Below are 20,557 nucleotides of genomic sequence, written 5' to 3'. Positions count from 1 at the left end.
TTTTCCTCGCAATCCCTAGCGACACGCATGTCGCTCCCGCGACAAGGTGCTCGTACCGTTGATCAGCCCTGACGCCGAAATGCTCGCTCGCAGGGCCGCTTTTGCGGTGGCGGCACCTATGGCGCCGCCTTACTGCATTTACCGTTCACTCATCGATTGAAGGCTCTGACTCGTAAAGAAGTCGTCGTTAAGCCGCTTGTCCGTTGGAGCTTCGAAATGACGCTGGTCCTTACCTGTCCCCCAAACCAATTGGTCAGCAACGTATCGTCCATTCTTGATGTCATACATTGCGAATGCGGGAACCGTACACGCGCCGTTGAGTTCCCAAGTAGGGACGACGTAATTCTCTTTGGTTTTCCAAAGTTTTCCCTGCGCGTCGTAATCGTCGCCGACAACGATGTTCCAGGAGTCCTCGTCAAAGTAAAGAACCTTCTTTGGGGCGGTATGTCTGACCCCTGACTTCACCGTCCCCACAATCTCCCAAACACGGTGCAGCTCGTAGCGTCTAACGTTCGGATTTATGAACGTCTCACCAGCCGCATCATCCAGCTTCTGGCGAAAGTCCTGTACCGCGAAGTTGTTGTAGGGGATATACATCTCCCGCTTCCCCACAATTTTCCAGTCGAACCGATCCGGATTACCGTAGAAAATGAATTGCGAGTCTGTCGGATACTGATTCTCCGTCCCCAACGTCGGCGCGTCGTACGCATAGCTCGGCAATCGGCGAACGCGACGCTGCCCCGTGAAGTAGTAATACGCATCCGGGTCTTTTGAGTAGTAGTAGCGTTGGATCAACCCTTGCCCAGCAAATGCAGCAGGTTCGGTGTAAGAATAATAGATTGCATAGGCGAGCCCACCGAAGTCAGAAGGCGACGACACACCCTTCTTTGCCCATGGGAAATAGATCAGTTGCGTCCACGAGAATTCGATGCGATTGCTTGAACCGGGTGAAGCTGAAATAACCGTGTGTCCAGCGGGCCAGTCTTGTCCGACACCTTGGTATCTCACAAGCCAGTTCCACATAGCCTGTATCCCAGATGCCGGCTGCGGGAAGGGTACAGAAGGCAACGCTGCGTTCTGAAGGGACCAACCGTCCGAAGCAATTGAAGCCTTCCCCGCGCCGGCCTTTGTGTTTTCCAGAACGAAATCTGGGAAGCCGCAATTTCTATGCGCCGGATATACCGGCATGGTGTATCCCTTCTTTGTCTTGATGAGTTCCACCTGACCCGGAGACAGCTTGTCGGCGTATTTGTCGACGTTGGAGGCGTCAATCACAAACAGGGGCTTCTCGGACTTGTGGGCCCAGTAGTCGCCACGATATTTCCCCGGCTCCCATCCGGCGGACGGCGCATCCTTACCATCGAATACCGGGATCGTTCCATCGCTGTTTCCAGCGCGCTCAGCGCCCACCGGCGTCAGATCCGCCGCAAACGCACATACAGAGAATGCACCGAGCACTGTAATGACAATAGCGCGGGTTTTCATATTCATCTCCAACTCCATAGGCCGCAAAACAATTGCTTTCGATCAGCAATGAAAAAACGCGTTATTTCGCTATACGAATTAATAGTGTTGAAATCCGTTTTTTCAAAAACTGATATCTATTTTCTATCTCGTGAGTCGAATCAAGCTATGCGACGTCTTCGTAACGAACCCAGTTTTGTTTTCTACCGCGACGAGCCTCCTTAACGGAGCGCGATTAGCAATCTTCAGCTCTCGACCCATAGAAGGTGAGACGAGTCCGCTGTGCTGCAGACTGCTTCCCGAGGCAAACGTAACTGCTGTTGTTTTTAACGAATCCCCCGCCGATCAGGATTCACGATCGTTCCATCTCGAATATTTTTCAGTTCATGGTTTGCCCACTCTGCGCCGAACTTCGAAGCAACTCACGACTCTGCGTGCTAAGACCGCGATGACGTCAGACCTAGTCGCTACTGGGCAACCGGCGAGGTCACTATCAAATCAGTTCCACTTCGAAGAATTAGTTAGCGTTTTGGATCTTTACGATACTGCCAGCGCCGTCCTTAGACTTCGGGTCTTTAACTACCGTCACATAAATGTACTTTTCGTCGTCTGTCAGTGACACGTTGGTCGTGCCATCCCCAGCGAAAATTTCGAATACGTGCAGCAGTTTTCCCTCCGGTGAAATCTTTAGAACCTTGCCGCCGGACCACTGCGCAATGTAGACATTGCCTTCGCGGTCAACCTTCATGCTGTCCGGCCCCAGCCACGCTGATTGCACTTTGTCTTTGACTAGATTGTTGAGCAAAGCGTAGTTTGCCCGGCTGCTCAGCGTACCATCCGAATTAATAGCGAATTTCTTCATGCTATTACTGACGGTTTCACTTACATAAAGCGTCTTTTGATCGGGCGAAACTGCAATACCATTGGCGTAGTTCAAATCGTCAGCTACATCGACCCAATCCGTGGCCCCAGGCGCGAGATAGAGAATTTTCCCCGCAACCAAGGTCGGTTCGTCGGTGTTCGGGCCGAATATAGTGGCATACGCACCACCGTTCTGTGCAACCACGACGTCGTTTAGACCGCCGACAAACTTATTACCCTTATTGTCAGCTGTCCACCGTCGAATCTCCTTACCATTGATATCGGTTTCAATGATCGCGCCCGGATCGGCTGAGCACATGATCAAGAAAGTGTTGTGCTTGGTAAGAGCCAACCCGTTATGGCCGCAGTTCTTTGCATCATTCAACACTGTCGATTTTTTTCCGTCCCATTTGTTTAGGGTACCTGTTGTCCATGCCACGTAGTAGAGGTTGCCTTGAACGTAGAGAGGCCCCTCCGGTCCGAGCACGTTTTTTACAACGGTGACTTCCTCCGCGTGCGCCGCCGTGATGGCCATTACCAGGCTCGCAATCATCCCCATGATTCGCTTGACTTTCAATCTACCTCTCCTCATTGACAAGAACTTAACTACCGATGCTGGATTGATGCAACCAAGTTGTAAAGCGACTGCTTTGGTTAACCCAATAAGCCTCTATCAGCCCCCTTCAGGCTCAGATGACGCATCTCTTTATTTTGTATGTCATACGAAATATAGGATTCCTTACTATTTGCAAGGAAATATGAAATATTTCAAACTTACATTGTGCATACGCTGCGTGAGAGCACGCTCTTCACCATGACAATCTCTCAAGCTATCGGCGCGGTCATTTCCTTAAATCTTCCGCTGCTTACGCTTCTTGTCTTGCTAAAGACGGTCGCCCCGCCGAAAACTGTTAGGGCGATTCTGTCACCTTCAAAAAGAAATGCTCTTACGCGGGACAGTCAGTTTTTGTCGTTTTCGGCCTCGCCATTGAGAGTTTCAATGTGATCCTATGGAAAACCCTTGCGCTTCCAATCCTCGGTCCGAATTTGCTCGGCACGCTCAAACGGAAAACTTACAGCATCGTCGACGCTCGCTATGACGGACAATGTGATTGATTTAACACTCCTGCTCGCTAGACTCGACAGGATTCGCGCGTTTTATCCCCGGCAGCTCGATCGAACTGCCGCGCTCACCGTCCGGCTGCGCGAGCCGCCTCCGGGCGAATATGGGGGGTTACTTGCTCTTGCTCCGCGTGCGGACTGTGCTTAGTCCGATTGCCACTGGTCGCGGGGAGCTTTGTCAGACTGGTGGCCGCCAACGGGTGGTTTGGTTGAAACGATGTACGCATGGCACCGGGACGCTTTCGGCTCTAAGCATGTACGCCCCCGATACCGCTAGGCAAAGCAGATATGATTTGCGACACTCAGAGTTGCCGCAGCCGGCTCGACGCAAGCGCTCAGCATCGTTTTAGGTAGATATGCTTGGAGGGCGCAACCCGAACGTGGCCGCTATTTACACGCGAATGAGTCGGCCGAATGGCCCGTGCTTACAGAGAGGACTCTGTCCAGGCCATGGTTGAAACGATCGGCCAGATCAGCAGTAGCTCATACAAGATTTCCGACATCACTGGCGTCACCGAGGGTATTGCTTTCCAGACAAACATTCTCGCGCTGAATGCTGCCGTCGAAGCCGCGCGCGCAGGTGAGCAGGGGCGGGGGTTTGCGGTGGTTGCCAGTGAGGTTCGCAGCCTGGCCCAACGCTCCGCCGCAGCGGCAAAGGAAATCAAAGAACAGTCCGAGTGTTATGCGTATGCCGAACCTGGCCATGTCGCCAACCCGCGAATCAGGATCAGGGTTATGGACGACTGGTTCGATTACGGCGAAACGCAGCCGACGTTTCCCGCGCGCGCACCGGCCGGTCCGCAAGTGCATTATCCTGGCACCTGGAGATCTTGTGCGAGCTAACACCTCAGTGGCTGGGACAGCGCTGCGCGATCATCGAACCACTTGATTCCGTGTTCGGCCGATTTCGGCCACTCGACGCTGTGGCGTAGATCGCTAACAATAGCTGGTCTCTTCCACAGCAACTCTTAAGACGGGGAGCCTCTATGAAATTTGACTGGCACCGAGACCCGATTAACTGGGCCACCAAAATTGACGAGACTTACACGAACCCCAGAAGGTTCGTCGATTTCTGACGAGTGAGTGTGGTGAGACGTTCAGGTTCGATCGATCCTTCATGGTCTGGATTAAAGGCGGAGTACCCAAGAACATGGGGGAGGTGGCGGACGAATGGATCAGGTTGCGCAAGGTCGACGTCGAAACTTAACTGCCCTATGCCGAACGCATCAGGCAGCACGCGGCCAATGAGAGACACTCGTCGGTTTGCCACGAAGGGCCGAATGGTGTCGTTAAGCCGACGTTGGGAGGATCTACGTTTTCATGCCAGCGACAGGATACATTCGTCCGGCACAGATCTCGCCCGCAACTTGCTGGAAGCCAAACATGCCAGTGTGGGAGACACCGTTGTGCGTTACCCAGTGCGCCGACGACAACATTGCTGCAGCGGTAGAAAATAACCGGGCGCGCTGTTCACCTCGCCGAAGCGAACGCTCTCCGGTTTCGTTCTCCAGCGGCGCCAACGTTCTTTAGCGTTCAGCTGCGAATCCGCGAAATTGACTCTTGCGATGAAGAAATTGGCGGCGCAAACGCGACCGCATGGCCGTTCGTTCTATTCGGAAGTCGCATCATCGCCAGAACTGCGCAGCGGCGCGCGACTTTGATCATTATTGAGATGTACGAACTTTCGCAAGAGTCGGAGTAGCTCTTGCGCGTCCTCTTCGCCCATCCCGTCGAGCAAGCCGTGGCTAAGCGCCTTCACACCCGGGATGAGCTGCGTAAGCAGGGTCTCGCCCTCTTCCGTGAGCAACAGGCGACGCTGACGTCGCGGCAGAACTTCACGAAGAATCCAACCTTTAGCTTCGAGTCTGACGGCGATGTCGGCGGTCGTAGAGGTGTCCAGCCCAACCCGTTGCGCCAATGTTACCTGGTCAAGCCCAGGGAGCTCCTGAAGCATCCGGAGTATCGCGTACTGGACGGGAGTGACTTCGCGACCCAGGAGTTCATGAAACATCGACACGGAAATCTGATGGGCGCGACGTATCAGGTGACCCGGCTGGTCATACAAGTCGAGGCTTATCGCCGTATCAGTAGTGGCAGGTGATGTGACCATGGATGTTGGTGACGCTGTCGGCTGGCATCCGTCGGCCTTCGAGCGTGATGTTCGTGAAACGACGACCACACTCGAAAATTTCGCCGCGCATTAGCCCACAGCAAATGGCTCTAAGGGAAAACCTCCATTTAACCATCAAAGGTACATTGAGTATACTGAATCACATTGAGTACACGGAATGACTATCGCTGATGCGCACGGGAATGGACTCGGGCGCATCACACGTGATCATCAGGAGTTCGGAAAAATGTTCCCCAAAAATGCCTGGTATGTCGCCTGCATGCCAGATGAAATTATTGAAAAGCCGCTTGGCCGCAAGATCTGCGGCGAGTCCATTGTCTTCTATCGCAACGCCGGTGGAAAAGCCGTCGCGCTCGAAGATTTCTGCCCTCATCGTGGGGCGCCACTGTCGCTTGGTTTCGTGCGCGATGGCACGCTGGTTTGCGGTTACCACGGGCTTGAAATGGGATGTGAGGGCAAGACTACTGGCATGCCAGGCCAGCGAGTCGGAGGCTTTCCATCCATCAGGAACTATCCGGTGATCGAGCGCTACGGTTTCGTCTGGGTGTGGCCTGGCGACGCGGAGCAGGCCGACCCCGCCAAACTTCATCACTTGCCTTGGGCGGAAAGCCCTGATTGGGCTTATGGCGGGGGCCTTTACCACATCAAGTGCGACTACCGTCTCATGATCGACAACCTGATGGATCTCACACACGAGACGTACGTTCATGCAGACAGCATCGGCCAGAAGGAAATCGACGAGGCCGCCCCAAAGACCGTAAGCGAGGGCGACACCGTCACTACCAGCCGCTTTATGGAAAACGTAGAGGCACCTTCCTTCTGGCGCATGGCCTTACGTGGTAATGGTCTTGCCGATGACGTTCCGGTCGACCGATGGCAGATTTGCAGCTTTACGCCGCCGAGCCACGTACTGATCGACGTCGGCGTGGCACATGCGGGGCACGGCGGATATAGCGCTCCTCCGGAAAAAAAGGCGGCCTCGATCGTGGTGGACTTCATTACGCCAGAGACTGAAACTTCCATCTGGTATTTCTGGGGCATGGCACGAAACTTCCGCCCCGACGACGCGGCCCTCACCGCAAGCATCCGGGAAGGACAGGGCAAGATTTTCAGCGAGGACCTCGAGATGCTTGAGCGCCAGCAGCAAAATCTGTTGAAGTGGCCCGGGAGGAATCTGCTGAAATTGAACATTGATGCTGGCGGTGTCATGTCGCGTCGAGTGCTCGAACGATGGCTCGAACAGGAGCGGGGGCAAGTTGGCGCGGAGCAGACCGGAGCCTCGCGCGTTATCCCGGTGCAGGTGGCGTCATGAATTGCACCGTTCTGAACGTCGTCGTCGCTCGAAAGAAGAGGGAAGCGATCGATATCACAAGTTTCGAACTTGCAAACGAAGATGGGCGGCCACTGCCGTCCTTCGCCGCCGGGGCTCATATCGACGTTCACCTTCCAGGTGGAGTAGTGCGCCAGTATTCATTGTGCAACGATCCGAGCGAGACACATCGCTACCTGATCGCTGTGCTGCGCGACGCCTCGGGACGCGGGGGTTCGAAGGCAATCCACGACCTGGTTCATGAAGGTGATCGACTGCAGGTCAGCACACCGCGGAATCACTTCGTTTTGGCCGATCATGCGCCCCACCACCTTTTGCTGGCCGGCGGGATCGGCGTCACTCCGATCCTGTGCATGGCGGAGCGTCTGGTCGCAACGGGCCAGCCATTCGACATGCACTACTGCACACGCTCGGCCGACCGCACCGCCTTCGCCAAACGCATCACCGAAGCATGCTTCTCAGGATCGGTGCGGTTTCACCACGACGATAACGCGACCGGCCCAACTTTCGATCTCAGCAGCACTCTGGCTCGCGCCCCCGGAGGAACGCATTTGTACGTATGCGGCCCCCGGGGTTTCATGGACGCCGTGTTAGCCGAAGCGCGAAGCAAAGGATGGCCAGAAGACCGGCTGCACTATGAATTCTTTGGGGCTATCCCCGGACAAACGGCGGGCGATAAGAACTTTCAAGTGCGCATCGCTAGCAGTGGAGCAACAGTCGAAGTAGCGGCTGACTGTACGGTCGTGCAGGCGCTTGCCGCACATGGCATCGAGGTGCTGACGTCTTGCGAGCAGGGTGTGTGCGGAACCTGCCTCACCAGGGTGATTGATGGCGAGCCGGATCATCGGGATTCCTACCTTACGTCAGACGAACAGGCCGCGAACGATCAGTTCCTGCCGTGCTGCTCCCGGTCAAAATCTGAGCTGTTGGTCCTTGATTTGTAAAAAGCAGAAGAGTTCTCACGACGCCGCGCCCCTTTCACGACTGAAGGTCAGATGGCTCAAGTGGCAGCAAAATCACACGATTAGATATCCATAATTAATGGAGAAAATCCCCTATCCGATGGAAAATACTATGACCACTGACACTGCTCCGCTTACACAAATGATCACGCCCCCCGCCTTTCCGATGAACCAGTGGTGGGTCGCGGGCTTTGGCTGGGAACTCCGCGACAAGCCAATTCCGCGGAAGATCTTGAATCGTCCAATCGTATTCTTCCGCCTTCCGTCGGGTGATGTCGGTGCACTGGAGGACCGCTGCTGCCACAAAGAACTGCCGCTCTCCTGCGGCACTGTCGAATCCATGGGCGTTCGATGTGGCTACCACGGCATGCTTTTCGATAGCACGGGGGCGTGCCTGGAAATTCCAGGACAAGATCGCGTACCGGCCAAGGCGAAGGTGACTTCCTATCCGGTGCAGGAACAGGATCAGATCATCTGGGTCTGGATCGGTGCGTCGCCGGATGATGCGCCGACCTGCCCGCCTCCCTCATACCCGATCCATAGCCGCCCTGACTTCCAGTTCGGCGGTGGCAGCTACCATTATGAAGCGCCCTATCAGCTGATCCATGACAACCTCATGGATCTGAGTCATCTCGGTTACGTACATCTTAAAACCATCGGGGGCAATGCAAATGTTCATATGGGCGCCGAAACACGGGTGACCAGCGACGGAGATGTCGTACACATCGTTCGTTTGATGCCGGACTCAGAGCCGCCCCCGACCTACACGGCTGCGTGGCCTTTCAGAGGTCACGTCGACCGGTGGCAGGAAATCGATTTTCATGTGACACATATCCGCATCTGGACGGGTGCGATGGATGTGGGATCGGGCCGCCTCGACGACTCGCAACGGGAGGGTTTTCATATGCGTGGTTTCCATGGCATCACGCCGGAGACGGAAACCACGACACATTACTTCTGGAGCATGGCGACCAACCCTCATCCGGAAATGGAGAACGTCACCCAGACCGTTATCGACCAGAGTGCCGCCACGTTCGACGAAGACAAGACCATCATTGAGGCGCAATACAAAAACCAGCTCAACTTTTCGTCTCGAACGCAACTCGACATTCACGTCGATGTGGGACCAAACCGAGCTCGGCGAATCATCGATCGCCTTGTCAAAGAAAGTCTGAACGCCTGACTTCACGATTTTTAGCTGATGCAAATACAAAGGAGCTCTTGATGTCATCGAACCGAGGTGTGGCCTACATCAGTCAAGGCAAGGTGGAGGTGCAAGCGATTCCGTATCCCAAGCTCGAGGATCCTCGGGGGCGGCGTATCGATCACGGGGTCATTTTGAAGGTCGTTTCGACCAACATCTGCGGGTCCGACCAACACATGGTGCGAGGTCGCACTACGGCGCCGACGGGGCTCATTCTCGGGCACGAGATCACTGGTGAGGTTATTGAACGGGGCCGCGATGTCGAAACGCTGAACATCGGCGACCTGGTGTCGGTTCCGTTCAACGTCGCTTGTGGACGCTGCCGTACGTGCAAAGAGCAGCACACCGGGGTGTGCCTGACGGTGAATCCCTCGCGCGCCGGCGGTGCATACGGGTACGTGGATATGGGCGGATGGGTCGGCGGGCAAGCTGAATATGTCATGGTGCCATACGCCGATTTCAATCTGCTGCGGTTTCCGGACAAGGCACATGCGATGGAGAGGATTCGTGACCTGACATGCCTCTCCGACATCTTGCCCACCGGGTACCACGGAGCGGTCATGGCGGGCGTTGGGCCAGGAAGCACGGTCTATGTGGCTGGAGCCGGTCCGGTCGGACTTGCAGCGGCAGCTTCGGCGCAGCTTCTCGGTGCGGCCGTGGTCATCGTAGGTGACGTCAACCCTGCACGGCTTCTCCACGCGCGCAACCTCGGCTTCCAAACGGTTGATCTTTCGCTGGATGCCGGCCTTTCCGAGCAAATTGCCGCGATCCTCGGTGAGCCAGAGGTCGATTGCGCAATCGACGCGGTCGGTTTTGAGGCCCGCGGTCACGGCCACGAAGGCGCGCAACATGAGGCGCCCGCGACGGTCTTGAATTCACTGATGGAAGTCACGCGCGCGGCTGGACGCATCGGTATCCCGGGCCTTTATGTCACAGAAGACCCCGGTGCAGTCGACGCTGCTGCAAAGCGCGGATCGCTGAGCATCCGTTTCGGCCTCGGATGGGCGAAGTCACACAGTTTTTTCACTGGTCAGACGCCGGTCATGAAATACAACCGTGCCTTGATGCAGGCCATTTTGTGGGACCGAATCAACATCGCCGATATCGTCGGCGTCGAAGTCATCACGCTCGATGATGCACCAAGTGGTTATGCCCAGTTCGATTCCGGCGTTCCGAAGAAGTTCGTGATTGACCCACATAACATGTTCCGGAAAGCAGCTTAGGTTAGCGGCACCCGAAGACGGTTTTCGCGTTTAGTGGGACGGCCTGTTCGCCTAAATTTCAATAAAACGGGTATCGAGGAGACAAGCATGAAGGCAACGATAACAGCTTGCTCAAAGCTCGTGATGTCGCAGGAAAACCGGGTGCCGGTTTCAGAGGAACTGGATGCAGTAACCGTACTCTGGAAGTACGGACTCTCCTATCGATGCCCACTATCGGAGCGGTGATACGCATACTTGAGGAGCTGATGATGAGACTGGATTTGCGAAAGACTATTGATGAAAGCCCGATGACTAGGTTCCAGAACATTGTAGTGACCGTATGTATCTTGCTGAATATGCTTGACGGATTTGACGTTCTTTCGATGGCGTTCACCGCGGCGCATATCTCCGCTGAATGGAATTTGAACGGCACCAAAATCGGACTGTTGCTTAGCGCCGGGTTATTTGGAATGGGAGCTGGCTCGCTGTTCATCGCTCCGCTCGCAGACCGTCTCGGCCGCAGAACAATTATTTTGGTTTGCCTGATGACCATCGCCGGCGGAATGCTTGCTTCGTCGATGGCGCAAAGCGTCGCGCAATTGGCAATTCTTCGCGCTGTAACAGGGCTTGGCATTGGAGGCATGTTAGCGAGTCTCACCGTCATTACGTCTGAATACTCATCAGACAGGTGGCGTAGCGGTGCGATCAGCATGCAATCGACGGGCTATGCGCTCGGAGCGACTATCGGCGGGATCATCGCTGGCATTCTGCTTTCTCATGCCGGGTGGCGGTCCGTTTTCGCCTCCGGCGGTCTGGCAACCGCCGCGATGTTGCCAGTTGTGTTCGCTTTGATGCCCGAATCGCTCGACTACATCACGGCGAAGCGTCCAACTGGCGCACTCGAGAAGATCAACAAGATTCTGGCGCGCATGGGTCACGTACCGGTGAACGTGCTGCCGCTCATTGGCGACCGGCTGGAGGACCTGCGTGACACCGAAACAAGCTCGACGGCAGCCAGCCTTTTCCACCCCGCGCTCCTTGTCCGAACCCTGACGATATGGGCTTCATTTTTCCTCGTCATGGCTAGCTTCTACTTTGTCATGAGTTGGACGCCAAAGCTCCTCGTCCAATCAGGTATGTCGGCTTCTCAAGGCATCACAGGGGCTGTGCTGCTGAACGTTGGCGGCATATTCGGCTGTACTTTGTTTAGCGCGCTGTCGTCACGGCTAAAGCTCAGGACGCTGCTGTACACATATCTCCTCGTCGGCGTAGTGGCACTTGTTGCGTTTGGAAATGGTACGCATTCGCTGCAGGTGTCCATGCTTCTCGCTGTGCTGATTGGTGCAGCGATTTCAGGCTGCGTGGGTGGACTGTACTCGCTTGCTCCGATGCTCTATCCCACCGAATCACGCGCTACAGGAATGGGATGGGCAATTGGGATGGGGCGCATCGGTGCGATCCTGGCACCGATGTCGGTCGGCGCATTGATTGACGCTGGATGGAAGGTCGGACATCTCTACTTTCTGTTCGCCGTGCCGCTACTTGCTGCCGTCGCATCGATTGCGATTATCTACGCAAGTGTAGGGGGCCGTGCCATAGGGCGCAGTAGTAGCGCGACTGCCTGAAAGGCTCAACGTGAGCGTACGACCTATCGCGACGTAGATAACTACGCAGGACCGAAAGATAACTCAGCAAGATCTGGAACTATAATGAGGGAGACTATGAACGTAAATAAGTACTGCATATTACTTGCGGTGTGCTGCTTTAGCGATGCTGCCTATTCTCAAAGCAGCATGACCCTCTACGGTATCGTTGACACGGGTGTCGAGTACATATCGCACGCCAATGCGGCAGGAGACAAACTGTTCCGGATACCCGCTATCACGGGCTCGCTTCCGTCGCGCTGGGGATTGCGGGGCACGGAGGATTTGGGCGGTGGCTACAAGGCGGTGTTCGTGCTCGAAAACGGATTCAATATCCGGGGCGGCGACCTGGGCCAGGGGGGGCGACTGTTCGGTCGTCAGGCGTGGGTGGGTGTGAGTGGCCAGTTTGGGACCATCTCGTTTGGCCGCCAGTATACGATGACCTACCTAGCACTGCTGGACAATGATGTCCTCGGTCCGGCCATCTACAGCCTGGGCTCGTTGGACGCGTATGTGCCGAACGCGAGAAGCGATAACAGCGTCGCTTATAAGGGTACGTTTGGTGGATTCACGCTCGGTGCCACCTACTCGTTCGGCCGTGATTCGGCCGGGACCGGCAATTCGCCCGGACAGGGAACCTGTGCGGGATCGGTCGCTGGCGACTTCAAACGGTGCCAGGACTGGTCTGCGATGATTAAGTATGATGGGCCGGCGTTCGGAGTTGTGGCGTCATACGAGGAGGAACGCGGCGGCACGAACGCGGCTTTCAACTTCTTTGATGGGGTGACGCCGAGCGCTCTCGCCGCCAGTGGCGATAAGGACACTCGCATGCAGGCCAACGCCTATGTGAAGTTGCTGGGGGCAAAGGTCGTTGCGGGATGGCTTGGGCGCAATGTCGAACCAGCCGCAGCGAGCACACCCGGCGTGCGCTCCAACATTTACTACATCGGTGCGTCTTATCTTGTCACGCCGTTTCTGAACATTGACGGAGAGGTCTACCGAGTCGTCAACAAGGTTCACGATACGCGAGCAACGTTAAGCACGGTGCGCGTGATGTACCTCCTCTCGAAGCAAAGTGCGGTCTATACGCAAGTAGCCTACCTCGGCAACAGCGCGCATGCGCGATACAGTGTGAGTTCCGGCGGAGCTGGCGCGACGCCGGGCGCCGGGATGGGGCAGACCGGAGCGATGGTCGGTCTGCGACATTTGTTCTGACAGGTTCACGGATACTTCGACGACGAGGGTAACGAGTGGACTCCTATCTTCGGTTAGCCTAGCTTCGCTGCCGGCCGGCGGGATTTCGAGCGTGACCCGCTTGATTTGCACACTGCCGTTCCCCGAAGGTTGCGCTCCTTCGGGGAAGAGGCGCCGACAATTGCACGTAAAAAACGGATGCGATGGAACACAAGTCTCTTGAGGTCGCCTCCTGACAAGCTTACTCACGCCCACTTTGCACGTTCCCTGCCGACTCAAGCTCGGTATCCGTGAAACCAACAGAATGCTTTCGGTGCACAGTCCGAATTCGGTCGACTAGGAGACATTCCCCGCCAGCACCCGAAAGGCAGACATGGGTCCAGCCTGTGTGAAAACGTGCTGATCGCCTAAACTGAAGCAACGCATTCAGGTCGGGTGGGCACATGAAGCGATTCGTCGAAGGCGAAGACCGAAGGCAAGCCGTCCTGTTACCCGAGTATCTCGACGACTATGTCGCCGACGACAACCCGGTCCGTGTGGTGGATGTATTCGTCGACGAACTTGATCTGCGTGATCTCGGCTTTGACGGAACTGCGCCAGCTGCAACAGGGTGGCCTTCTTATCATCCATCCGTTCTGCTTAAGATATATATTTACGGCTATCTCAATCGCATTCAGTCGAGTCGACGCCTGGAGCGCGAGACTCAACGCAATATCGAGCTCATGTGGCTTACGGGCCGCCTTTCGCCGGATTTCAAGACCATTGCCGACTTTCGCCGTGACAACGGTAAAGCGATCTGCAATGTATGCCGGCAATTCATCGTGTTGTGCCGTAACCTGGACCTGTTCTCAAAGTCGATTGTGGCCATTGACGGCAGCAAGTTCAAAGCCGTCAACAATCGTGATCGCAACTTCACGAGTGGTAAGGTCCGGGCACGCATGCAGCAGATTGATGAGAGCATCGCGCGTTATCTTGCGGCGATGGAGACAGCGGACCGGACGCAATCCGATGTCGCCGAGGCGAAGACGAGCCGCATCAGCGACAAGATCAAGAAGCTCAGGCAGCAGATGCAAGACCTCAAGGCAATGGAGCAGCGGCTGCGCGAGTCGCCGGATGGACAGGTCTCGCTGACTGATCCGGACGCGCGCTCAATGGCCACCAGCGGTCGGGGAACAGGGATGGTTGGCTACAACGTTCAGACGGCCGTTGATGACACGTCTCATCTGATCGTGGCGCATGAGGTCACCAATGTTGGCAATGATCGCAGCCAGCTGACGAACATGGCCGGACAGGCGCGAGAGGCTACCGGCATCAAAAATCTGACCGTTGTTGCCGATCGGGGCTACTTCAAGGGCGAGGAAATCCTGCAATGCAATGAGGCGGGCATTACGGCCTTCGTTCCCAAACCACTGACGTCGGGCAACAACGCAGATGGGTACTTCGGCAAGCAGGACTTCGTCTACATTGCCGAAGATGATGAGTATCGTTGCCCAGCCCAACAGCGGCTCACCTGGCGTTTCACAAACATCGAGCATGGCATGACGCTGCATTGCTACTCGAGTTCGGCTTGTTCTACCTGCGCCATCAGAAAACAATGCACATCCGGCAAACAGGCCCGCCGGATAAAGCGCTGGGAGCATGAGGGTGTAGTCGAAGCAATGCAGCGACGACTCGACCGGAAGCCGGAGATGATGCGCATACGCCGTCAGACCGTGGAGCATCCATTTGGTACGCTCAAGTTCTGGATGGGCGCGACGCACTTTCTGATGAAGACACGCGAGCATGTCAGCACCGAGATGAGCCTGCATGTGCTCGCATACAACCTCAAGCGCGTCATGGCGATCTTAGGCACTGCGGCGGTGATGCAAAAGATGAGAGCCTGAGAGAAGCCTTACATCAAGCCGGCTGCGCCGGCGGCGAACCGGAGCGCTTCTGGAACTCGTCGATGAATCTTCGCATTCTGACCAGCCCGATGGTCCTCCAACCATACAGCGGGCTAAAACAACCGCCAATGGCCGTGATCGAAGGTACGAACTCGTCGAGCCACATCGGTTCGCGTTTTTACACAACCTGGGTCGTCCGCCGCCGCTCGTCTGGATCGCCATGTAGTGCAAGGCTGACATGTACGGATCTTTCGTGTGCTGCCTGCGCCAAGCCTTGCTGTCCGCGGGATAGATCACTGGCTGGTCGCCTACCCTCGGCGGGGTGTCGGGATGTGGGGACTCGCGGCAAATCAGGCTGGTTGCCCGTCGCGACTTCATCAAGTCCGAGTTGCAACCGCTCTCTTCAGGATCGACTGACGACCACTGGCTGCCCTGCCGCAAGGGGTGGCAAACCGGCGAGGCCGGCTTGCCGCACCCCACAGGCACCGCAAGGCTACCTGATGGAGCGGCATCTGCCTGCCCACCGCCGGTAGCAACAACTTTAGTTGTGTGAGCGGTAAGCACGCCCTCCCAGCCGGCACGTCCGGAAACGAAGGGTATGATAGCTCTGAATTATCGTACCCTTCGTTTGAGGATTGACGCTTAAGGTCGATCGATCTGAACGAAGTCGGCGAGTACACCCTCTTGCCGTCCGCCAAAGCGACGATACTTGCGGATACGTTGTTCGACCCTGTTCACTACCCGCAAATCTGATCGCCGAACAGATCCAAGGTCGTGCCATGCTGCTGCGCCGGCAGTGCCCCGCTGCGGACTTGGGCGACCACTTCCTGGGGCAGCCAAGCGTCTTCCATAGCGTCGATGCCCTTCTCGATCAGTTGCTTGAGATAAAACGACTGGCTTCGCCCTGTGACTTCCGCCAGCAGTCTCAATCGCTGTTCGATCGCCGAATCGACGCGTACCGCGATGACCTGCGACCTGTTGTTCCCTGACTTCCTTCTCAACCTCTGCTCCTGATTGCGTCTATGCGCCGCCGACCAGCGCATTCGCGCGCTGTTTTACCACACCCGGACGGAGCGGCGCCGGGTAGCGCAGATCGTTGCCCGGCAGGGCAACGCGTCGACAGGGAAACGGTCATCCATGTCCCGGCTTCATTCCCGGCGGAGTAAGGAGGGTTACCCACGCTACGTCGACGCGGACACGCCCCATTCCTTCAGAAGGGTGCCCGCACGCCAATCCGTAAAGCTGCGCTTGTGGAAAACGCATCGCAAAACCGCGTGTCAGACAATCCTTCTTATGTCGACAGCGGAATTTCGTGGCGTAACTCGACCGATGCAGTCTGCTCTGCTCACCCGATCCGCGTGAGCAGTGATGGTTGAGCCGGGTGTATGACCGGATGGCACGAGCAATTAATAAGCTTTGCTAAGTTATCGCCTATCATCGTGACTCAATGCATGAACGACGTCATCTGCCCCATCTTCCGCTTTCGTATGCTCGTAACGGCATCACCACCAATCGTCGAGACCCAGTGACATCGGTTCCGTCGTCATCGCGCCAGAAGGTGCATCGGACGCAAGATGCTCTGGCAACGGCATTTTCAGCGCATCGAGATGAAAACCCGCAGCCGCGCCGATCCGGACCAGACTATCATCCCGTCGCTTCGCGTTGAAGCTTCTCTCCGATTGGGCAATGCAGCCTCATCCAGCACCGTTTGGTTCACGCCGCGTCCGCCGGCATCGACCGACGACACCTGGTAAAGGTACAAACACACGCATATTGAGAACGAGCCTCTTCGTCCTCAGCATCGTCGATGACCAGCAAATAGTCGATAAACAGTTCTTCGCTCGCATTGATCGGCCGAAGCGTGTGAATAAAAATCCGACCATCATCCTCAATGGTCTCGCAGTTCGGCGTACAGGCGTGGTTCAGCCAGCGGGCACTGTTGCCGTCCCGGCTGCCATCAATGACACGTCCGTCCGATAGGCCGAACAGGAACGTATGTCCCACAACACCCTCACGCTGGTGCCGGCGCAACGCGTTTCGCCAGGTGGTGACTTCACCCTTGTACTCAAGCACGCGCTCGCCTGCCGCAAGCGGACGCATCGCAAATACACCCTTGCCGTGAACGGGCGATTTCCGGACGATGACGCGCCGCATTGTGTTGTCCTGGTTATGGTCGATGCGCAAGTATAGGGCGGTCAATTTCCGCAGCTACTATGCCTTTACCGCGACATTCAGGGTTAATTGGGAGATGGCCTTCCGCTCAGGCCAGTCAGAAAAGTGATTACCCGGCTCGCGCAAGCTGTCCCACTTCACCGTGCTCACAAACGTCCTGCCCGTGGGGTCGAGCGAGTCGATCATCGCACGCTGCCCGCACGCTTCGGCGAGGACACGCACGATTCGAGTCCGGTAGCGCAGTAACGCGCGGATGGCGGGGCGCGGGATTTTCCGCCGGGGCCGCGATACAACGCAGCATCTCGCCGCGAATGCTATTGGGCCAGCCGACCTGGGTCCAGGTCCGCTGCCTGATCACGACGTTCCACTGCCACCGCCGCGCACCTGCCGCTACGATTCGACGCGGACGCCGCCAGCAGCGATCCGGCCGACGGCTTGCTTCCGGCTTCAGGCGCCGTTCACCGCATCCTTGAACGCTTTGCCCGCCGTGAACTTTACCGTTTTCGCGGCCGGGATCTGGATCTCGGCACCGGTCGCCGGGTTGCGGCCGACCCGCGCGGCGCGCGCCTGTGGAAAACGACCCGAAGCCGATCAACTGCACCGTTTGACCCTTCGTCAACTCACCTGTGATCGCCGTGATCACCGCGTCGATCGCTTCGCCCGTGGAGACCTTGCTGTCGCCTGTCTTCGCTGCGATCTCTTTGTGGTTGTGCTGCCGCTACCCCGATCGATGCGCTTTCGCGCAATAACGCCGCTGGCATCGTCTTGCGACATGCAGCCGGTGCCGGCAGATAGGACCGCAGTCGTGCGCTGCGGCGCCGACGGTGTCGCCAACGCATCCGGCAGGCATCGAATTAATAGGGCTGCATCATTTCAACCCTGATAACTCCGCCTATTAGGGTTGCGTTTAATGGCGCATCGGCGCGGTGATAACCCGCGCACCGACCGCGAACGACCGGATCATCGGCACTGGCAGCCTGCTGAACTATGGATTCTCGGGATACGTCGACAATACCGTTACCGACAGCTCCGGATCGCGTGTGATTACGCGAATGTCTCAGCGCAACCCCGGACTGACCGACTGACCCTGACATGGTCTGCCCCAAGCGATCCGTTCAATCTGGCAACGTTGAGGATCGATCGCATGCTGTCGGGAAAGTGCTCAGGATGGTTCTCCTGCAATTTGCGCAGCAGGGTGATCGCCTTCAGCTTTGGCGCACTGCGCAGCAATGGGGCGACTTCGATCTCCCACACGACCGGACGAAATCATTGCCGCCCATCCTGACGCCAAATACAGTTGCATGCATGAGAATTGTGATATATGACATATGTTGCGCAATTCTCTATTGAAATCATGGCAAAGCGCTCCGGGACAGCGGGTAAGCTGGTGGAACACAAGCCGACTGCAAAACCGTCGACCTTCGCGTTCGTGAAACGGCAGGCGAGCGACCTCCAGAACCTGGAGCGACTCGTGACGAAACTGGATGCCACCCGCGCGGCCGCCTCTATCATCATCGACCAGATCGGCGAGATCAGTGCCGACGTCTCGCTACGCCAGCGATTCATCCTGACTCAAGGTGTGCGCTCGATTATCAACACGCAGGAGCAGGAAGCACTTCGCGAGCTCGTCGACGCCACGCCTGTCCACCGTTTTTCAGCCGGTAGGGCCGAGCTCGAGCGCAAGGCAATCGAGGCCGTGCTCTCCGGTACCGAGTGGCTTACGGCCCAGGAGGTCGGAAAACGCCAGAATCCCGACGCAACCAACCAGCATGCGGTGGCCAGTCGCTGGAGGAAGGAAGGGAAGGTGTTCTATATCGAGCATAAAGGCCTGAGCCTGTATCCGAAGTACGTTTTCGATGAGTTCGGAAACCCCATTCCCGAAGTTGCGGAGGTACTGAGGATTTTCGAAGGCTACCGGCCATTCCGTATCGCCTCATGGTTCGAGTCGACCAGCAGCATGCTAAATGGCCGGCCGCCACGCGAGGTGCTTGCCAGTGATCCCAGGGCTGTGCTTAACGCCGCCCGGGACCATGTTCTGGGGCCGGTGCATGGCTAGGGCGGGAGAGCCACCCCGTCGAGAAAGCCATTCACGGCGGTGGACGTAGTTATCCCAACCTGGTATCGCGTGCATCCGTTCGCCCCCTCCGCCGGAAAATACGCACCGGACGCCTACAACTGTCGCTGCCGGATGAGTAATCCCCCACCCGACCATGCAGCGCGAACTTCGAACGTTGCTCGATACGGTAAAAGCGGACTGAGACTTTCCCGGCAAGTTGATCGCAGTGCCCCGTTTGAGGCGAAAATGCATGCGGACATCGTGCAGATCGAGGACACCATCGCTTCCATGCAACAGCAGAAGCTATTTCCTAAACTGATCCATGCATCTCTCGCAACGCTTTCCTCAAAGCGTCCCGAGTGCTTGCGTCACCTAGCGCTTTGTCGGGGTCACATAGCACGAGGTTATCCCTCGCTGTTTCGAAGCCGTCGCGCCTGTCATCTAGCGCGAGCCACTTTACGAGGCGATGGCGGGTCACGTACCGAAGCACCTGTTGCCCTCTGGGAATTCCATACCAGAGATGTGCATCGTAAAACCGTGTGTGATACGTCGCACCGACTACCTTGTCCCGCAGGGCTCTCACTGGCAACGCGTCGCGCGCACGATTGAAGCCGAGTACTTTCACCCAGGTCGTGGACAGGACAATCTCAACGTCCGGATAAGGCTCAAGTGCCTCGGCAAGTACCTCGGCGTACTCGAAAAGCCGGATCCGGGACGGGTCGCTACTGACAATCCCGTGCCTGGTGCGATAGGCGTCGCCCCGGTGGACGACACCGTCGAAATCCAGCAGAAGCACCTTCCGGTCTGACTGCCCGGTCGGTGGATTTTTTTTCGCCACTGGCGTGGCGAAGTCCGTTTTTGGATCAGTCATTGCTGGAGTTGTTAGAAGCAACAGTCTGCACACCGCGCAGCCCGTCAAAATCGCGATGCATGATCGGGTACCCGACGACCCGCGTCGTCCAGCGCCGCGTACCGCCCTGACACCTCGGCAGCCGGTGATTCGATCCGGGCCACGTTCTTCCTCCCCGGCTAGCTGCGACGGACCTACCCCACTGGCGCACGGTCGAGCCCGCCGTCGTACGTGACGACCTGGCCGGCGCCCTGCGTTCCGATGCGGCCTTCGGGTAAGGTCCGTTGCCGGTTCAATACCTCAACGCCGGACTGCATCGCCTTCAGACCTCGACCACCAGTGCTGGATCAAACGCCGGGTTTTCCCATTTCAGGTCAGCCGGCGCGCCCGCCATCAGACGGTTCAGTGCATAGCCGCGCGGATTGGCAATCACGCGCGTCTGGCCGACACGGTAATCGAACGAATCATGCACGTGACCGTGTA

The 20,557-nt window shown here is 56.9% G+C and carries 15 protein-coding genes and 2 pseudogenes; 10 read left to right on the top strand and 7 right to left on the bottom strand.

What is annotated here, in order from left to right:
* Nucleotides 1–138 precede the first annotated feature (138 nt).
* Together M0D67_RS37355 and M0D67_RS37350 are read right to left on the bottom strand one after the other, a co-directional pair.
* Nucleotides 139–1,491 carry a DUF1329 domain-containing protein gene (locus tag M0D67_RS37355; protein ID WP_266242244.1) on the bottom strand — a complete coding sequence of 451 codons (1,353 nt, stop codon included), beginning with the start codon at nucleotides 1,489–1,491 and terminating at the stop codon, nucleotides 139–141.
* Between the two features lie 490 nt (nucleotides 1,492–1,981).
* Nucleotides 1,982–2,902 carry an SMP-30/gluconolactonase/LRE family protein gene (locus M0D67_RS37350; RefSeq protein ID WP_266242243.1) on the bottom strand — a complete coding sequence of 307 codons (921 nt, stop codon included), beginning with the start codon at nucleotides 2,900–2,902 and terminating at the stop codon, nucleotides 1,982–1,984.
* 983 nt (nucleotides 2,903–3,885) lie between these two features.
* Between M0D67_RS37350 and M0D67_RS37345 the strand changes: the two are divergent.
* Together M0D67_RS37345 and M0D67_RS37340 are read left to right on the top strand one after the other, a co-directional pair.
* Nucleotides 3,886–4,113: pseudogene (locus M0D67_RS37345) on the top strand (methyl-accepting chemotaxis protein); the annotation flags it as partial.
* A gap of 406 nt (nucleotides 4,114–4,519) precedes the next feature.
* Entirely contained in the window at nucleotides 4,520–4,654 is a 135-nt protein-coding gene (locus M0D67_RS37340) for a DUF6434 domain-containing protein (RefSeq protein WP_266242296.1), read from the top strand.
* Between the two features lie 402 nt (nucleotides 4,655–5,056).
* Here the strand turns inward: M0D67_RS37340 and M0D67_RS37335 are convergent, their stop codons facing one another.
* Entirely contained in the window at nucleotides 5,057–5,557 is a 501-nt protein-coding gene (locus M0D67_RS37335; RefSeq protein WP_266242241.1) for a MarR family winged helix-turn-helix transcriptional regulator, read from the bottom strand.
* A gap of 247 nt (nucleotides 5,558–5,804) precedes the next feature.
* Here M0D67_RS37335 and M0D67_RS37330 point away from each other — a divergent pair, with 247 nt between their 5' ends.
* The 7 genes from M0D67_RS37330 (at nucleotide 5,805) to M0D67_RS37300 (ending at nucleotide 14,996) form a co-directional block, all read left to right on the top strand.
* Nucleotides 5,805–6,890 carry an aromatic ring-hydroxylating dioxygenase subunit alpha gene (locus tag M0D67_RS37330; protein ID WP_266242294.1) on the top strand — a complete coding sequence of 362 codons (1,086 nt, stop codon included), beginning with the start codon at nucleotides 5,805–5,807 and terminating at the stop codon, nucleotides 6,888–6,890.
* Nucleotides 6,887–7,852 (top strand): PDR/VanB family oxidoreductase, encoded by a 966-nt coding sequence (locus tag M0D67_RS37325; RefSeq protein WP_266242240.1) that lies wholly within the window; start codon nucleotides 6,887–6,889, stop codon nucleotides 7,850–7,852. The genes M0D67_RS37330 and M0D67_RS37325 overlap by 4 nt, the downstream gene beginning before the upstream one ends.
* Before the next feature lie 130 nt (nucleotides 7,853–7,982).
* Nucleotides 7,983–9,053 (top strand): aromatic ring-hydroxylating dioxygenase subunit alpha, encoded by a 1,071-nt coding sequence (locus tag M0D67_RS37320; RefSeq protein WP_266242239.1) that lies wholly within the window; start codon nucleotides 7,983–7,985, stop codon nucleotides 9,051–9,053.
* Nucleotides 9,054–9,094: 41 nt separating this feature from the next.
* Nucleotides 9,095–10,297 (top strand): formaldehyde dehydrogenase, glutathione-independent, encoded by a 1,203-nt coding sequence (gene fdhA / locus M0D67_RS37315; protein ID WP_266242238.1) that lies wholly within the window; start codon nucleotides 9,095–9,097, stop codon nucleotides 10,295–10,297.
* Between the two features lie 248 nt (nucleotides 10,298–10,545).
* A complete protein-coding gene (locus M0D67_RS37310) occupies nucleotides 10,546–11,901 on the top strand; it encodes an MFS transporter (protein ID WP_266242292.1) in 1,356 nt (451 codons plus the stop codon).
* 96 nt (nucleotides 11,902–11,997) lie between these two features.
* Nucleotides 11,998–13,134 (top strand): porin, encoded by a 1,137-nt coding sequence (locus tag M0D67_RS37305; protein ID WP_266242237.1) that lies wholly within the window; start codon nucleotides 11,998–12,000, stop codon nucleotides 13,132–13,134.
* A 422-nt stretch (nucleotides 13,135–13,556) separates the two neighbouring features.
* Complete coding sequence (locus M0D67_RS37300) at nucleotides 13,557–14,996, top strand: IS1182 family transposase (protein ID WP_266242236.1); 1,440 nt, start codon at nucleotides 13,557–13,559, stop codon at nucleotides 14,994–14,996.
* A gap of 737 nt (nucleotides 14,997–15,733) precedes the next feature.
* Here M0D67_RS37300 and M0D67_RS37295 read toward each other — a convergent pair.
* The 3 genes and pseudogenes from M0D67_RS37295 to M0D67_RS37285 all read right to left on the bottom strand — a co-directional run bounded on the left by M0D67_RS37295 (nucleotide 15,734) and on the right by M0D67_RS37285 (nucleotide 17,865).
* Nucleotides 15,734–15,997: a hypothetical protein gene (locus tag M0D67_RS37295; protein WP_266242234.1), complete on the bottom strand. Its 264-nt coding sequence runs from the start codon at nucleotides 15,995–15,997 to the stop codon at nucleotides 15,734–15,736.
* A 712-nt stretch (nucleotides 15,998–16,709) separates the two neighbouring features.
* The gene (locus tag M0D67_RS37290) at nucleotides 16,710–17,150 is read right to left on the bottom strand and encodes an SET domain-containing protein (protein ID WP_266242289.1); all 441 of its coding nucleotides are present in this window, start codon (nucleotides 17,148–17,150) and stop codon (nucleotides 16,710–16,712) included.
* Nucleotides 17,151–17,615: 465 nt separating this feature from the next.
* Nucleotides 17,616–17,865: pseudogene (locus M0D67_RS37285) on the bottom strand (HU family DNA-binding protein).
* 624 nt (nucleotides 17,866–18,489) lie between these two features.
* On the opposite strand from M0D67_RS37285, the gene M0D67_RS37280 reads away from it, so the two are divergent.
* Nucleotides 18,490–19,224, top strand: a complete 735-nt coding sequence (locus tag M0D67_RS37280; protein WP_266242232.1) for a hypothetical protein — start codon at nucleotides 18,490–18,492, stop codon at nucleotides 19,222–19,224.
* Nucleotides 19,225–19,534: 310 nt separating this feature from the next.
* Here M0D67_RS37280 and M0D67_RS37275 read toward each other — a convergent pair whose 3' ends face one another.
* Nucleotides 19,535–20,095: an HAD domain-containing protein gene (locus M0D67_RS37275; RefSeq protein ID WP_266242230.1), complete on the bottom strand. Its 561-nt coding sequence runs from the start codon at nucleotides 20,093–20,095 to the stop codon at nucleotides 19,535–19,537.
* Between the last annotated feature and the right edge of the window lie 462 nt (nucleotides 20,096–20,557).

It is taken from the genome of Paraburkholderia sp. SECH4, from assembly GCF_030511745.1.
Lineage (GTDB): Bacteria > Pseudomonadota > Gammaproteobacteria > Burkholderiales > Burkholderiaceae > Paraburkholderia > Paraburkholderia madseniana.
Note: the sequence above shows the minus strand (reverse complement) of the source record. Positions and strands in the feature narration are given on the sequence as shown.

Bases quoted from the DNA above. Each gene is read 5' to 3' on its own strand.
- M0D67_RS37300 (WP_266242236.1), top strand. From the start codon at position 13,557: ATGAAGCGATTCGTCGAAGGCGAAGACCGAAGGCAAGCCGTCCTGTTA.
- M0D67_RS37320 (WP_266242239.1), top strand. From the start codon at position 7,983: ATGACCACTGACACTGCTCCGCTTACACAAATGATCACGCCCCCCGCC.
- M0D67_RS37355 (WP_266242244.1), bottom strand. From the start codon at position 1,491: ATGAATATGAAAACCCGCGCTATTGTCATTACAGTGCTCGGTGCATTC.
- M0D67_RS37280 (WP_266242232.1), top strand. From the start codon at position 18,490: ATGACATATGTTGCGCAATTCTCTATTGAAATCATGGCAAAGCGCTCC.
- M0D67_RS37325 (WP_266242240.1), top strand. From the start codon at position 6,887: ATGAATTGCACCGTTCTGAACGTCGTCGTCGCTCGAAAGAAGAGGGAA.
- M0D67_RS37275 (WP_266242230.1), bottom strand. From the start codon at position 20,095: ATGACTGATCCAAAAACGGACTTCGCCACGCCAGTGGCGAAAAAAAAT.
- M0D67_RS37330 (WP_266242294.1), top strand. From the start codon at position 5,805: ATGTTCCCCAAAAATGCCTGGTATGTCGCCTGCATGCCAGATGAAATT.
- M0D67_RS37305 (WP_266242237.1), top strand. From the start codon at position 11,998: ATGAACGTAAATAAGTACTGCATATTACTTGCGGTGTGCTGCTTTAGC.
- fdhA (WP_266242238.1), top strand. From the start codon at position 9,095: ATGTCATCGAACCGAGGTGTGGCCTACATCAGTCAAGGCAAGGTGGAG.
- M0D67_RS37310 (WP_266242292.1), top strand. From the start codon at position 10,546: ATGAGACTGGATTTGCGAAAGACTATTGATGAAAGCCCGATGACTAGG.
- M0D67_RS37290 (WP_266242289.1), bottom strand. From the start codon at position 17,150: ATGCGGCGCGTCATCGTCCGGAAATCGCCCGTTCACGGCAAGGGTGTA.
- M0D67_RS37335 (WP_266242241.1), bottom strand. From the start codon at position 5,557: ATGGTCACATCACCTGCCACTACTGATACGGCGATAAGCCTCGACTTG.